This window comes from Kiritimatiella glycovorans, assembly GCF_001017655.1.
Lineage (GTDB): Bacteria > Verrucomicrobiota > Kiritimatiellia > Kiritimatiellales > Kiritimatiellaceae > Kiritimatiella > Kiritimatiella glycovorans.
This window is the reverse complement of the sequence record NZ_CP010904.1, coordinates 1,796,902-1,812,232: the sequence shown is the minus strand read 5'-3', so window position 1 is coordinate 1,812,232 and position 15,331 is coordinate 1,796,902. Positions and strand designations below refer to the sequence as shown.

Below are 15,331 nucleotides of genomic sequence, written 5' to 3'. Positions count from 1 at the left end.
GTATGGCTGCGGATGCAAACACTGAGATTCTCGATAGCGGCGATCTGGAGAAACCACACGTGACTCGATTTCTACATACGAGTGACTGGCAACTGGGTATGACTCGCCACTTCCTTTCGGAAGGGGCACAGGAGCGCTACAGCCAGGCGCGCTTCGACGCGATTCGAACCATGGGCCGCATTGCCAAGAAGGAACACTGCCAGTTTATAGTGGTGGCTGGCGACACATTCGAGTCGAACCAGGTGGACAGAAAAACGGTTGCCCGCACGCTGGAGGCTCTGAAGGACGTATCTGTTCCGGTTTACATCCTGCCGGGCAACCACGACCCACTGGACGCGGCGTCTGTCTACCATTCAAGCGTTTTCATAGACCGCAAACCGTCCCATGTTCACGTGATCGAAGATACCACCACTCTCAATCTCGGTGACGGCATTGAAATAGTCGGCGCGCCGTGGATGTCCAAGCGACCGTCGGCCAATCCTATCGTGGGAACTCTCGAATCTCTGACTCCCGCAAGCGGAGTTGTTCGTATTTGCGTTGCGCATGGGGCCGTCGATCAATTCACCCCCGACAAAGATTCCGCTCTGGTCATGAAAGTAACCGAACTCGAGCGGGCTATCGGAGAGGGCAAGGTTCAGTTTGTGGCCCTTGGAGACCGCCATTCCCTCACAAAGGTAGGCGGCGACTATATCTGGTACTCCGGCACACCTGAATCCACGGATTTCACCGAGATGCATTCAGGCTTTGCCAACCTGGTCGAGATTGCCGATGGGGAGATTTCCACCAAGGAAGTGCAGGTTGGCCAGTGGCATTTTGTCGAGCATCAGCGTGAACTGAATACTGCCGAGGATGTGGAATCGCTTCGGAAACTGCTCGAAGACGTTTCGGATAAGGAGCGATCGGTCATTCGTCTGAATCTGCTTGGCTCGCTTACCCTTTCCTTGCACGCCTTACTTCAAGATCACCTTGCTTCCGCTGCCGACGTGTTCGGCGCTTGTGATGTGCGGGATGAGAACGTAATTGTGATTCCTGACGACACGGATTTCACCGACCTTGGATTTTCCGGATTCGCGGATGCGGCAGTGCAACGGCTCCGAAGCACCATCGAGGAAGATGGCGACGACAGCGCCACGGCACGGGACGCGCTCATGCTCCTTCTTCGGCTTGGGAGGGGTGTGTGATGAAATACATCCGGCTTCGAATTGCCAATTATCGCGGCATTGACGCTTCCGAGATTACGTTCGGCGCATCCGGCATCACACTCGCCCAGGGACCCAATGAAGCTGGAAAAACGAGCCTCAGCGAGGCTTCCTGGATACTCTTTGAGTTTCCGGATAATTCCAAACACAAGAAGGTCAAGGCGATCTCTCCTGTCCATCGCGACGTTGGCCCCGAGATCGAACTCGAAGCGGAAAGCGGACCTTACGCATTCACCTATTCCAAACGCTTTCTCAAGAAACCGGAGACCAAACTTGTTGTCACAAAGCCGAAACCCGAAAACTACACGGGGCGGGACGCTCATGATCGTGCCGAGACCATTCTCAAGGAAACGCTTGACGTTAATCTGTGGAAGGCACTGTCGATCCAGCAAGGCGATGCCATTGACCAGCCGAAATTGACGGATCAAACATCCCTGTCTGCCGCCCTTGACAAGACAGCAGGCGGCCAACCCGCAGACCCGGAAGAAGAGGATCTGTTTGAAAAGGCTCGTGAGGAGTATGCCCGTTATTACACCGGAACCGGTCAGGAGAAAAAAGATCTCCAGGAGGCGCGAAACTCCCAAGAGTCTATCGAAGCTGATATTGCCGAAGTCGAACGCAAACTCGGTGATCTGTATCACGACATTGACCGTGTGGACACGCTTCAGCATGAATTGGAGGGTCTAAAGAACAGAGAGGAAGAATTGAAGAAGGAGGTTGCCGGACATACTGCTTCTCTTGATGAGATAGGAAGATTTGAGGCAGCCCTTGAGACAGCTCAGGCAAAGTTGGAATCCGCCAACAAGACTGTGGAAGCGGCGCGCCGTGACAGAGATGCCCGCGAGGATCTCATCAAGGCTTCAGACCAAGCCGCCAAGGAACATGGTGAACTCCAGGAAAACAGCAAGATGGCTTTTGCCGCATTGAACCAAGCAGAGGAGAACTTCAAGAAGGCCCAGAAAGCCGCCAACAAATCTGAGCAGAACAAGAAGACGGCCGATGCGCGGGCATCCCTTCGGCGAGCGGATTACGAATACTACACAAACAAGCTCTTTCTCGATCAGCTCCGCGAGCGCAAGGAAAGGATCGACCGGGCCAGGGAAAGTGCGGGCAAAGCGGAAGAAACGCTGGCGCAAGCCAAGATCGACCCCAAGGCGCTGAAGGCAATAGAGAAGGCTGAGCTGGACCTGGCGACCGCCAAAGCGCACCTGGACACTCGTGCCCCGAGCGTCTTGCTTCGCGCACTGAGCAAGAGCACGCTCCACATCGACAAAGCCGAAACAGTTTTGGACAAAGACGAGGTCCAGACACTATCCGTTGCCGACAGGTTGCGGCTGACCGTTCCTGATATGCTCGACATTGAAATCACGGCAGGCTCAAGCTTGGAGGAACATGCCAAGAAGGTCGACGCTGCTCAGAAGAACCTTGATGACGCATGCCGCTCTGTGGATGTTGCCGACCCCGAACAGGCAAGGCGGGCCATGGAAGCGAAGAAGGATGCTTCCCGCCAGGTCGAGGAAAAGAATCGCGTCGAGAAGGAGAATCTGTTTGATCTGACCTATGAGGATCTCTCGAAGAAACTACGCAGCCTTGAGCAAAGCGTCCCTGAATATCTTTCCAAGCGTGATAAAGAACCTGCCATCAGCCCGGACATGGGGACCGCCAAGGATGATCGTGCGAAGGCGGAGTCAGCCCTGGAAGAGGCAAACGAGCAATCGGAATCATCTCGCACGTCTTTGGATGCAGCGCGAAATGTGCGAGACGACTTGAGCGCAAAACACCAGGAGGCTCGTGTTCAGATTGATTTACTGAAGAAAGATGCGGAACGAAAAGGAGAAAGCCTTGCCAGGGCTAGAAAGGCCGCCGCCGACAAAGACCTGAACGCTGCCGTTGAAAAGGCCGCCCAGGATGTGGCTGGCGAGGAGAAGCGCGTTCGTTCAGCAGAGGAGGCCCTCAAAGCAAAGAACCCCGAGCGAGTGAAAGCGTTGGCAGAAACGGCCGAGGGTTCTTTGCAGACGACTCGCAATCGAAGGAATGATGCCCAAACAGAGCTGACGCAAGCACAAGAGCGGCTGCGCATTCATGGTGAAGAAGGCCTTCATGAAAAACTGCACGCGGCGCAGACCAGCTTGGAACGGATCGAGGCCAGTAATCGGGCTCTGAATCGGCGTGCCGCTGCCGCACGGCTTCTCTTCGAAACAATGCGGGAGGAACGCGACAAGGCTCGGCAGGCTTATGTGGCTCCGCTAAAGGAAGGGATTGAGCATCTTGGCCGTCTGCTCTTCGACGACACGTTCCAAGTAGAGATCAGCGAAGACCTTCAGATAGCCAGTCGAACGCTGAGCGGAATCACCGAGCCATTTGAATTCCTAAGCGGCGGCACAAAGGAACAGCTTTCCCTGATCTTTCGATTGGCCTGCTCTGTTATCGTGGCCAAAGACGGCGGCATGCCACTGGTCTTGGACGATGCACTGGGATACACGGACCCAGATCGCTTGCGTTTAATGGGCGCGGTCCTGGCAAAGGCGGCTAAGAACTGCCAGATAGTGATCTTTACCTGCGTACCCGAGAGATACGCCCATATTGGCGAAGCAAACGTGATTCCGATTCGGTGAACGTAGCGTTGAACCGCAACCCGCTCTTTGACAATCGAATTTGACTGGCATAATGATATGAGTAGCCGCTGCGATGGTTTCGACAGGGGTTGCTTTCGGGGAGCCAGACAAATTCACCGCGTAGCTGCGGTCACAATAGGTTAACGCAAGGGCCCGAGACGATAAGTCTCGGGCCTTTGCCGTATCCGCCTGTCATTGAACCACTTGCGCGCTTCACGACATGTCCCGTTACTCTCTGTTTCGCAACCACATTTCCGGCGGCCCGGGCACAACAGGGTCATTTACACCCGGTCTGCGAAGGCAACCTCCGCGGAACTCTGAGATTCTCGGATTAACACCCCGAACGGGTTAAGAACCCTTTCTCGCTCGCTTATCGGGTGCAACCCATGCGAAATCCGTTGCGGAGATCAGGCGCGATTGACTAAATCAATGGGATTGACAACAAGTCCAGGGAGTACGTAAAATCGCCACGCTATGACGACGCACCTCGAAAACCTCATGCGCGTGGCCGAAACCAAAGGGCTGATCCGCGCCCGTGACCTCGCTGACCACGGTATCCCGCGTCAGTATCTATCCATCGCTTGCGAGCGGGGGCTGCTGGAGCGACGGGATCGCGGCCTCTATGCGCTTCCCGGCGCCATTCAGACGGAGCACCGCAGTTTGGTGGAGGTCTGCACGATCGTGCCCCATGGCGTGATCTGTCTGATTTCGGCGCTTCAGTTTCACGGTATGACCACGCAAAGCCCTTTCGAGGTCTGGCTGGCCATTGGCGAGTCGAAGGAGATTCCCCGGATCGGCCTTGTCAAGCTTCGCATCGCGCGGTTCTCCGCAGAGTCGCTGAAGGCCGGCGTCGAATCGCACGATGTGAATGGCGCAGAACTGCGGGTATTCTCCGCCGCGAAGACCGTCGCCGATTGCTTCAAGTACCGCAACAAGATCGGGGTGGACGTTGCCACCGAAGCGCTCCGGGATTACCTGCGCCAGCGCAAGGGGCCAATCGACGACCTGACGAAATACGCTCGAGTCTGCCGCGTCGAGCGCGTCATGGAACCCTATCTGGAGGCGCTTCTGTGAGCACGTCCCGATCCCATTCGATTCAGGCCCGGCTGCTGAACTACTCGCGCGAGCATCAGGTGAACCACAACCACACGCTGACGCGCTATGGAATCGAACGCCTGATGTACCGCCTCTCCCGGTCGTCTTACGCGGACCGGTTCGTTCTGAAAGGAGCGATGCTGTTCGTCCTCTGGCTGGAGGACTTGCATCGTCCGACGCAAGACCTGGATTTGCTCGGCTTCGGCGATCTCTCCTCCTCCAACTTGAGAAACATTTTCGAGGATGTTTGCAAGTTGCCTGTCGAAGACGATGGGATCGAGTTCTCCAAGGACGGAATCGAGATCGAGGAAATCAGGGAGGCGGAGGTCTATCAGGGGCTTCGGATCAAGATTCCGGGACGACTGGGAAACACCAGGCTCAACGTCTCGGTCGATGTTGGATTCGGCGACGCCGTCGTTCCCGATCCGGAGAAGTCCGATTACCCCGTACTTCTCGATCTTCCACGTCCCGAGATGAAGACATATCCCAGGGAAACGGTCGTGGCGGAGAAGGTCGACGCCATGATCGTGCTTGGGCTCCTCAACAGTCGAATGAAGGACTACTACGATCTCTGGACGCTGGCCCAGCGATTTCCCTTCGATGCCGCTTTGCTCGCCAAGGCGATTGATGCCTCTCTCAAACGGCGTGGCCGGGAACTGCCGTCGCAAACACCGCCCGGCCTTCAGGATGAATTTGTGGCGAACCCAACCAAGCAGACACAGTGGAAGGGATTCCTGCGCCGTACGATTCCCGACCAGGCGGACCTTGAACTCGGCGAGGTCGTTCCGGCGATTCGCGAGTTCCTCGCGCCGGTCCTGAAATCCATCGTCCTCGGCAAGGCGCTTCGCCTTCACTGGACTCCAGGGAGCGGCTGGTCGGCAAACAGGTCGCAATGATGCGCAGACAACGCTGCGCCATCTATACCCGCCAGTCTTCCGAGCCCAGTCATCGGGAAACCTCCTGCAAAGCCCAGTTCGATACGTGCCTGAAGTTCATTGCCTCGATGAAGCCGATCGGCTTGGAGTTGACTGGAACACGATATGACGATGCGGGATACGGCGGCGCTACGTTGGATCGGCCTGCTCTTCGGGAGTTGATTCAGTCGGTGAGGACGGGCTGTGTCGACATTGTGGTCGTCGAGTATCTCGACCGCCTCTCGCGAAGCGTTTTCGATGTCCTTACGCTGATGGAATCTTTCCGCGATCACGGCGTGGATCTACGCATCGTTACCTGCCCGGACTTGACGATATCGCCCAGCGACAACTTCATGATCAATCCGCTTGCCTCCTATCTGGGAGTGAAGCTTAGTAATTGACAAAGCATTTGAATGACACCACATTGGTGTTGTTATGATTACACGTGAGGCAGATTACGCACTGAGGGTGGTTCTCCGGCTCGTGCAGCAGGGGGCGACGAATCCGACGCAGGCGGTTTCTTCGGCGGAGATCGCGGAGGCGATGGGGATCCCGTACCGGTTCCTGCGCAAGATCGTCCGGCGTCTCGTCGGTGGCGGTCTGGTCAGAAGCCGGCGCGGTCAGGGCGGCGGCATCTACCTGGCGCGCGCGCCGGAAGGATTGTCGCTCTATGATGTGCTTCAGGTTATGGACCCGTCCGGAAAATCGATCAACGCCTGCACGCCCGGCGGACCGGGGTGTCCGCGCGAGGACCACTGCCCCCTGAGCGCGGAGATGAAAAAGATTCAGCGGGGGATCGATCGGGCGCTGCGCGACACGCATTTCGGTGACTGCGTCGAGGTGGAGAGGGTGCTCGACGGGGGAGTCTCCGCAGAAACATGACACCCGGAACCGGGGGGCAGAGGTCCGCGTCCCGCTCCGGGGCGCCCCGCAGCGTCGCTCTCAATCCGCTTGCTCCGCGACGCCGATGATGCCCCAGTCCGCCTCGTCTTCCACCAGCAGGTAGTTCTTCCGCCGGAAGGGTTCTTCGATTTTACGCGTTTCAATGATGATCTGGCCGCGTCCGATATTACGCACCGCCGTGATCATCCAGCCCGGCTTTTCGTACCGTTTGACCTTCTCCCAGTCGAGCTGTGCGATCTCCAGGGCGTCCGGCTTCAGGCCCTCTCCTGAGGGCTGCTCGGCATCCGGCCCCTTCGCCTCCTCGCCGAACTCGTTGATCCTCCACTCCATCGGCGGTTCCGACGAGCTTTCCTCGAGGCGGATAATGCGCACCTCGCCGATCGGGATGCGTTCGCTGCGGTCCCCGGCTTCCTCCGTTGGCGCCGTATCCTCCTTTTCTTCGGACGGGGCGGCGGGGGCGGTTTCCCCGGTTTCCTGTTTCGGCGGCCAGATATAAATGACCATGACCGCCAGAAAAACCAGAATGACGATACCCGCGAATCTTCCGTGTGTTTTCATAACACCGCACCTCCTCCTGCGATCCGATCATAACGCCGCGGCCGGAGGTGTACAAGGCGAAGTGCACCGCGAGAGCTTCTCTCCCCGCCCCCTGCGAATCGATATGCCGCGCGCAGACTTCTGAATAGTTTTTATGAATAGGTGTTCCTTCGCGGTTCGCCTGATCGGCGGGCAGGCGTTATAGTGCAGCCATGACACGGAGCGCCGCAGACCTGGAGACGCGCTGCCCGGACATCCCGGCGGAATTCGTCCGGGAGTTTGAAGCGCGGATGGAACCGGAGTATTTCGACCGGTTCGACGGACCGCGCCGGGCCGAACACGTGCGCGCGCTCCATGCCGTCTCTCCGCAGCATCCGGTGGACGTGCTCGTGGCCGAGGGCGGCGGGCGGATCGAGTGCACGGTGGCGGGGTACGACGCCCCGGGGGTGTTCTCGCTGATCACCGGTGTGCTCGCCTCGCTGGATTTCGATATCCTTTCCGGCGACGTCTTCACCTACCGCCGCCAGAGCGAAGAATCGTCAGCACCCCGGCGCGTCCCGGCCGGGAGGAAAAGACGGGGCGGGGCGACGCGGGCCGCCCGCCGCCGTATCCTCGATCATTTTTCAGGGGAAACAAACTCCCTCATGGAATTCGATCTGTGGGCCGGCGAGGTCCGGCGGCGCATGGAATGGATGTTCGGTCATCTCGAGGACGGCGGCCGCCGGGCCGCCGACGAGGTGCGCCAGCAGGTGAACGAGTGGGTCACCGGCGCCCTGCGCCGCCGCAAACGCAGCGCGCAGCCCCCGATGTATCCGGTCGACATCGAGCTGTCTCCGGGCGAGCGGGCCACCGAACTGCGCCTGGTATCGCAGGACACCCCGGCTTTTCTCTACGCCGTCAGCACAGCGCTGACGATGCAGCGCGTGTCGATCGAGCACGTCGACATCCGGACTTCGCCCGAAGGGCGGATCGAGGACGTCCTCCGGGTCACTGACCGCGCGGGCCGCCCGATTCGCGAGGACTCCCGCCTGAACCGGCTGCGCCTGTCCGTAATCCTCACCAAACAGTTTACCTATCACCTCGACCGCGCGCCCGACCCCTACACGGCGCTCGTGCGCTTCGAGCAGATCGCCGAAAACCTCTTCGGCGGGGAGGCGCCGGGCGGCGAATGGGCGCAGCGCCTCTCCGACCCCCGCAGCATGCAGAATCTCGCCCGGGTGCTCGGCACGAGCGATTACCTCTGGGAAGACGTCATCCGCCTCCATTACGAGTCGCTGGCCCCGGTGCTCGAACCGTGGAAACACATGGACGGCCCCGAACCGGGCGACTGCGAGAGCCGCCTGCGCGCGGCGATGGAGGATGCCGGATCCTTCGAGGAAAAGGCCGAACGGCTCAATCGCTTCAAGGACCGCGAACTGTTCGACGCGGATCTCCGGCACATCCTGCACGGCGAACTCGACGTCCGGAAACTCTCCGCCAGCCTGACCCCGCTCGCGGAGGCGATCGTCAAGCTTGCCACGGAGACGGCGCGGGACGAGCTGACGCGGCGGCACGGCACCCCCCGCACGGTCGGAGGGCTGGAAGTCCCGTGCGCGGTGTTCGGACTCGGCAAGATGGGCGGACGCGCGATCGGCTACGCCTCGGATATCGAACTCCTGTTTCTCTACAGTGATCGGGGGCGCACGGACGGGGAGGACCCCCGGCCCAACGCCGAATTCTTCAACGAACTGGTCGATCTGGCCTGCGGTATGATCCGCACCAAACGGGAGGGCATCTTCGAGATCGACCTCCGCCTGCGCCCGCACGGACAGAGCGGACCCAAGGCGGTCAGCCTCGAAAGCTTCTGCCGCTATTACGGCCCCGGCGGGACGGCCCACGCCTACGAACGCCTCGCGCTCGTCCGCCTGAGGGCCGTGGCCGGCGAGCGCGAACTGGGCGCCCAGGTCGAGCGGCTCCGCGATGAATTCGTCTACCACGCCGGCGCCATCGACCCGGGCGAACTGCGCGAATTGCGCAAAAAGCAGTTCGAGCAGAAGTGCCGGCCCGGATGCATGAACGCCAAATTCAGTCCCGGCGGGCTCGTCGACCTCGAATACACCGTTCAGCTTCTGCAGGTGGCCGCCGGTGTGCGCGATTCGAATATGAGGACGCCCTACCTGCATCGCGCGCTCGACGCCCTGCGCGACAGCGGCGAACTGAGCGCGTCCGAACACCAGAATCTCGCCGAGGCCTACCGGTTCTTCCGCGCCCTGATCAACGGCCTGCGCATGCTCCGGGGCTCCGCGCGCGATCTCTATCTCCCGGAACAGGACTCCCCCGAGTTCGGTCACCTCGCGCGCAGGATGGGATACCGGAGCGAAGCGGGCCTCGAGGCCGCCGACCGGCTCACCGTCGACGTCGAACGCCACAGCGCCCGCGTGCGCCACTTCGTCGAAGTGCACCTCGGCCGCGAGGCGCTGCCGGTCCCGACCTCGGGCACCCTGGCGGACCTGATTCTCGACGGCGATTCGCCGGAGGAGGTGCGGCGTGCGATCCTGGGGAAGTACCGGTTCACCGACCCCGACCGCGCCTTCCTCAACCTTCAGCGTCTGGCGGGTGCCGGCGGGCGTCGAGAGATCTTTTTCGAGCTGGTGACGCTGGCGGGCGACGTCCTCCGACGCGAACCGGACCCCGATCGCGCGCTGAATAACTGGGAGCGCTTCCTCGACGCGGCCGGGGGCGACCCGTGCGAGCACTACGCCATGCTCTTCGCGCAGCCGCAGCGCCTGCGGTTCATGCTGGGCATCTTCTCCCGGAGCCAGTTCCTGGCCGAGGGACTGATCCGCAGCCCGGAGGAACTCGAACACGTCACGTCGCCCGAGATCCTCTACCGCCGCCGTGACACGGCGGAAATGGCCGAGGATGTGCGGACGAGACTGGAACGTGCGGAGGAGGGACAGAAGGGGGCCGTCCTGTACGACTTCCGCTTCCGCGAGATTCTCCGCATCGGAACCCGCGACATGATTCTCGGCGTGCCCGTCAAGGACGTGACCCGCGACCTGTCCATGCTCGCCGATGCGGTCATCCGGACGGCGCTCGAAGAAGAGGACCGGGCCGGCGAGGACTTCGCGGTGTTCGCGCTGGGAAAACTGGGCGGACGCGAGCTGAACTACAGCTCCGATATCGACCTGCTCGCCGTCTGCGACCCCTCGCGCCCCGGCGCGGAATCCCGCGAACCGGGTGAATATGAAAAGATCCTGACCCGTCTGCGCGCGAAGCTCGGTGCGCACCCCGGTTGCGGATACGTCTACCGGGTCGACCTGCGCCTCCGCCCCCACGGGCGTTCGGGACCCGTGGTGCCGACCCGCGACGGACTGCTGCAGTACTACCGGAACGCCGCCGCGCTGTGGGAGCGGCAGTCGCTGCTCAAGCTTCGCTGCGTCGCCGGCTCCGCGGCGCTCGGCCGCGAGGTGGAAGCGGCCGTCCGCGACATCCTGCTCGAACCCGTCGCGGAGAAAGAACGGGTGTTCGCGGAAATCGAAAAGATGCGCGGCCCCCGTACGTCCGAGGATGAAGACGGGTTCGATATCAAACAGGGCAGGGGAGGTATACGCGATATCGAATTTCTCGCCCAGGGCCTGCAGCTCGTCCACGCCCCCGACTGCCCCGACCTCCCCGACGGCAATACGCGCAACGCCCTCGAAAAACTGGCCGCCCACGGTCTGCTCGACCGGAACGAAGCCGCCACCCTGCAGTCCGACTACGCCTTCCTCCGCCGCGCCGAACACTACCTCCAGATCCTCGAGGATCGCCAGATCCACCGCCTCCCCGAAAACAGAGACCAGCTGGCCTCTTTCGCGCGCTGCCTGCTGGGTGCGGACGCCGCCGTCGAAGACCTGATCCGCGAGCTGAACCGAATCAGACACAGAGTTACGGAATCGTATCAAAGACATATCTATAGCTAAAACAAATATGTATCATGATGGGGCTTACATATACATTAATGTATTATAATGATTTGGAGGAAATGGGGATTAATTTTTTATATCTTTGCAGGAAAGGTACTTGTGAATGATCGATGTTGGAGTGGCATGGGCATTGCTTAGCTCTTTGCCAATGAAGAACGGAAGGTCGGCGGATGATGTGCCGGGGGTGGAGCATCCTGCGGCGGACGCCGGTGAAATGAAGCCAAGCGGAATGGAGGAAGGACAATGAAGACGCCGAGAGACGTACTGGAGTTTGTGAACAAGGAGAACATACGGGTCATCGATCTTCGGTTCATGGATTTTCCCGGGTTGTGGCAGCACTTTTCGGTGCCCGCGCACGAGATCGACGAGGACGCGTTCGAGGAGGGGCTGGGGTTTGACGGATCGAGCATCCGCGGCTGGCAGGCGATCAACGAGTCGGATATGCTGGTGAAGCCGGTGGCGGAGACGGCGTTTGTCGATCCGTTCTTTGCGGAAAAGACGCTGGTGATGATCTGCAACATCTGCGATCCGATCACGGGCGAGGAATACACGCGCGATCCCCGCAACATCGCGCGGAAGGCGGAGGCGTTCGTTCAGGGGTCGGGGATTGCCGACACGGCGTTCTTCGGTCCGGAGGCGGAATTCTTCATCTTCGACGACATCCGGTTCGATCAGAACGTGCAGTCGGGCTACTACTTCATCGATTCGGTGGAGGGGCGCTGGAACACGGGCCGGCAGGAGGACCCGAATCTCGGGTACAAGCCGCGCTACAAGGAGGGCTATTTCCCGGTCCCGCCGACCGACAGCATGCAGGACATCCGGACGGAGATGATGCTGACGATGGAGGATCTGGGCATCGACATCGAGTGTCAGCACCACGAAGTGGCCTCCGGCGGTCAGGCGGAGATCGATATGCGTTTCGCCCCGCTGGTCGAGATGTCCGACAAGATGCTGAAGTATAAGTACGTCATCAAAAACGTCGCCAAGAAGCACGGTAAGACGGTGACGTTCATGCCGAAGCCGCTCTGGAACGACAACGGCACGGGCATGCACGTCCACCTGTCGCTGTGGCGCGACGGGGAGAATCTGTTCGCGGGCGACGGTTACGCCGGGATGTCCGAGCAGGCGATGTACGCGATCGGCGGGGTGCTCAAACACGCCCCGGCGCTGCTGGCGTTTACCAATCCGACGACCAACAGCTACAAGCGCCTGGTCCCCGGGTTCGAAGCGCCGGTGAACCTGGCCTACTCGAGCCGTAACCGCAGTGCGGCGGTGCGGATCCCGATGTACTCGAATTCGCCCAAGGCGAAGCGGTTCGAGTTCCGCTGTCCGGACCCGAGCTGCAACCCGTACCTCGCGTTCTCGGCCATGCTGATGGCCGCCGCGGACGGGATCGTCAACAAGATCGATCCGGGCGAAGCGCTCGACAAGGACATCTACGACCTCCCGCCGGAGGAGATGGCGAAGGTCGACAAGACGCCGGAATCGCTGCACGCGGCGCTCATGGCGCTCAAGGCGGACCACGAATTCCTGCTCAAGGGCGATGTCTTTACGCAGGACGTGATCGACACGTGGATCGAGTACAAGATGGAGAACGAGGTTCAGGCACTGGCCCTCCGTCCCCATCCGTGGGAATTCGCGCTGTACTACGACATCTGATCGCAATCGGCCGGTCCTCCTGTCCGGGAGGGCCGGCCCCGTTTCCCGCGCGTGAGGGTAGGGATTCTGCTGGACAGCAGAAAGCCGTCCGCCGTTTTCGGGCCATGTTGAAGTCAGGTGTAGTTCGATCCAGACAGCATCTTACTCAGGTCTCAAGTCTCAGGTTTCCCACTCCCTCTTACTCTTACTCTGACTCTGACTCTGACTCTGATTCTGATTCTGATTCTGATTCAAACTCTGATTCCGACTCCCTTTCCCGACCGTCAGTTTCGCGCGTCGGGCGGGCGGATCGCGGCGATCCGCCGTCCGATCGACGGATGCGAATGCAGCAGGAACTCGATCCAGCGCGGCGGCTCGCGGTCGGCGAGATTCTGGTCGGCGAGCTTGTCGAGCGCGCGCGCCAGCGCCTCGCCGTTCTCCGTCCTGCGGGCCGCGAAGGCGTCGGCGGCGAACTCGCGCTTCCGCGAGTAGGCGTTCGACAGGGGCATGGAGACCACCGAGAAGAGCAGCAGGCAGAAGAGCAGGACGGGCAGCCCGGCGATATCGTACACGGCGCCGATGGCGAGCTGTTCGAGCAGGTAACTCAGCGCGAGGTCGGCGAGGTAGAACCCCGCCGCGGCCAGCACCGTGCCCGCCGCGATCAGGCGCGTGGTGTCGCGGCCCCGGTAGTGGCCCAGCTCATGGGCCAGGATCGCGAGGATCTCGTCCTCGTCGTAGTGCTCCAGCAGCGTGTCGCCGAGGATGATCCGGCGCGAGCGGCCGAGTCCCGCCAGTGCGGCGTTCGCGGCCCGCGTCTTCTCCGCCAGACCCCAGGTGTAGACGCCGATCACATCCAGCCCCTCCGCGGCCATCATCGCCTCGATCTTCCGGTTCAGCTCCGGCCGGTCCAGCGGTTCGTACTTGTAGAAAAGCGGGAGGATCAGTGCGGGCGCCACGGCGGTGAGGACGACGCTGAAGGCCACGTAGACCGCCGTCGCCCACACCCACCAGAGTTCTGGAGTCCAGCGCAGCAGGGCGTAGAGGATCTCGAAAAACACCAGCGCGAAGACGAGATCGATCGCCAGCGACTTCAGGTAGTCCGTCATCCACGAACTGAATCGCTGCCGCGACATCCCGAACTGGTGTTCGAGCACGAAATCGCCGTAGTAGGAGAGCGGGAAGAGGATCGCCGCCATGCCGAAAACCGAGATGAGGATGTAGGCGCCGTTGACCACCGGCCACGCGCCGAAACGGAGCCGGAGGCCGGCCGCGAGCGTTTCCGACATGCCGCTTAACTGGTAGGCGGCGAGCAGCGCGGCGCCTGCGATGATCTTGACCGCGAACAGCGTGTGCTGCATGCGCTCGTACTGGCGCGCCTTTTCCGGATCGGCCGGCTGGGGATGCTCCTGCGTCATACGTCCTCGGCCATTCCGAACGTCTGCAGCAGCCGGTGCAGGTCGTCATTGCCGTAGAACTCGATCTCGATGCGGCCGCTCTGCTTGCGTCCGCCGGGCAGGGTGCGGCTGGGCGTGAGCCGCACGCGGGTGCCGAAATGGCGATGCAGACGGTCGGAGAGGTCGCGCGCGTGTTCTTCCGGGAGATCGGTTTCTCCGGCCGGGGGCTTGCGCCGCCGCGGGGCTGCGCGGCCGCGGCGCAGGATCTTCTCCAGCGCGCGTACCGACAACCCCTCGCGCACGACCCGGGCGGCCATGTGTTCCCGCTCCTGATCGGCCTCGAGTCCCAGCAGGAGCTTGGCATGCCCCTCGGAGATTCGCCCTTCAGCGAGCATCCGTTTTACGCCGTCGGGCAGGTCGAGCAGTCGCAGGGCGTTGGTCACCGCCGCGCGCGAGCGGCCCACCCGGCGCGCGGCCTCTTCCTGCGTCAGCTCGAAGGCGTCGATGAGACGGCGATAGCCCTCCGCCTCTTCGACGGGGTTGAGATCCTCGCGCTGCAGATTCTCGATCAGGGCGATCTCGAGCGAATCCTGCGCCGACGTCGATGCGCGTACGAGACAGGGCACCTCTTCGAGCCCGCACATCCGGGCGGCGCGCAGGCGGCGCTCGCCGGCGACGAGTTCGTATCCGTCGTCGAGCGGCCGCACGATCAGCGGCTGGAGCACGCCGTGCTCGTGGACCGAGCGGACGAGATCCTGCATGGCCTCCTCGCCGAAGACGCTTCGGGGCTGGGACGGGTTGGCCCGGATCGCGGCTACGGCGACCGCCTCCGCGCCCCGCGCCGTCACGGCGCCGCCCCCGGAGGCCTCCGGTTCGTCCTGCATCAGAGAACTGAGGCCGCGGCCCAGTCCGCGTGGTTGTTTCGCCATGACTCCTCCTCGTCCGACGACGGAGCAGTACGCGCTCCGCCGACTGCGATTCCGGAGGAGTGTGTCGAATTGATGAGCGCCGTTCCAGTATTTTCTTCCATTTCGTGTTTGCGTTGACACGCTGCTTATGACAAAAGCACGCGCAAATTTCGGGGGGTCG

The 15,331-nt window shown here is 61.4% G+C and carries 11 protein-coding genes; 8 read left to right on the top strand and 3 right to left on the bottom strand.

Translation table 11 applies throughout. The features are described from left to right. Positions 1 to 2 precede the first annotated feature (2 nt). From L21SP4_RS07475 to L21SP4_RS07450, 6 genes are all read left to right on the top strand, one after another. The gene (locus tag L21SP4_RS07475) at positions 3 to 1,181 is read left to right on the top strand and encodes a metallophosphoesterase family protein (protein WP_052882071.1); all 1,179 of its coding nucleotides are present in this window, start codon (positions 3 to 5) and stop codon (positions 1,179 to 1,181) included. Next, positions 1,181 to 3,814, top strand: coding sequence for an ATP-binding protein (locus L21SP4_RS07470; protein WP_052882070.1), 2,634 nt, complete (start codon positions 1,181 to 1,183; stop codon positions 3,812 to 3,814). The genes L21SP4_RS07475 and L21SP4_RS07470 overlap by 1 nt, the downstream gene beginning before the upstream one ends. A 474-nt stretch (positions 3,815 to 4,288) precedes the next feature. Then, positions 4,289 to 4,888: a type IV toxin-antitoxin system AbiEi family antitoxin domain-containing protein gene (locus L21SP4_RS07465; RefSeq protein WP_052882069.1), complete on the top strand. Its 600-nt coding sequence runs from the start codon at positions 4,289 to 4,291 to the stop codon at positions 4,886 to 4,888. 104 nt (positions 4,889 to 4,992) lie between these two features. Beyond that, positions 4,993 to 5,805, top strand: coding sequence for a nucleotidyl transferase AbiEii/AbiGii toxin family protein (locus L21SP4_RS07460; RefSeq protein ID WP_256381205.1), 813 nt, complete (start codon positions 4,993 to 4,995; stop codon positions 5,803 to 5,805). Further along, on the top strand, positions 5,802 to 6,224 hold the full coding sequence (locus L21SP4_RS07455) for a recombinase family protein (RefSeq protein ID WP_052882067.1): 423 nt from the start codon (positions 5,802 to 5,804) through the stop codon (positions 6,222 to 6,224). Before L21SP4_RS07460 ends, L21SP4_RS07455 begins: the two co-directional genes overlap by 4 nt. A gap of 34 nt (positions 6,225 to 6,258) precedes the next feature. Next, positions 6,259 to 6,705 (top strand): RrF2 family transcriptional regulator, encoded by a 447-nt coding sequence (locus tag L21SP4_RS07450; protein ID WP_074041418.1) that lies wholly within the window; start codon positions 6,259 to 6,261, stop codon positions 6,703 to 6,705. Between the two features lie 60 nt (positions 6,706 to 6,765). Here the strand turns inward: L21SP4_RS07450 and L21SP4_RS07445 are convergent, their stop codons facing one another. After that, positions 6,766 to 7,284 carry a hypothetical protein gene (locus L21SP4_RS07445; protein WP_052882065.1) on the bottom strand — a complete coding sequence of 173 codons (519 nt, stop codon included), beginning with the start codon at positions 7,282 to 7,284 and terminating at the stop codon, positions 6,766 to 6,768. Positions 7,285 to 7,475: 191 nt separating this feature from the next. Here L21SP4_RS07445 and L21SP4_RS07440 point away from each other — a divergent pair, with 191 nt between their 5' ends. Both L21SP4_RS07440 and glnA read left to right on the top strand, forming a co-directional pair. Then, a complete protein-coding gene (locus L21SP4_RS07440) occupies positions 7,476 to 11,207 on the top strand; it encodes a [protein-PII] uridylyltransferase family protein (RefSeq protein WP_052882064.1) in 3,732 nt (1,243 codons plus the stop codon). Positions 11,208 to 11,453: 246 nt separating this feature from the next. Continuing rightward, on the top strand, positions 11,454 to 12,869 hold the full coding sequence (glnA, locus tag L21SP4_RS07435) for a type I glutamate--ammonia ligase (protein WP_052882063.1): 1,416 nt from the start codon (positions 11,454 to 11,456) through the stop codon (positions 12,867 to 12,869). A gap of 263 nt (positions 12,870 to 13,132) precedes the next feature. Here the strand turns inward: glnA and L21SP4_RS07430 are convergent, their stop codons facing one another. Further along, a complete protein-coding gene (locus L21SP4_RS07430) occupies positions 13,133 to 14,263 on the bottom strand; it encodes a M48 family metalloprotease (protein ID WP_052882062.1) in 1,131 nt (376 codons plus the stop codon). Further along, a complete protein-coding gene (locus tag L21SP4_RS07425) occupies positions 14,260 to 15,171 on the bottom strand; it encodes a ParB/RepB/Spo0J family partition protein (RefSeq protein ID WP_052882061.1) in 912 nt (303 codons plus the stop codon). Before L21SP4_RS07425 ends, L21SP4_RS07430 begins: the two co-directional genes overlap by 4 nt. Positions 15,172 to 15,331 lie beyond the last annotated feature (160 nt).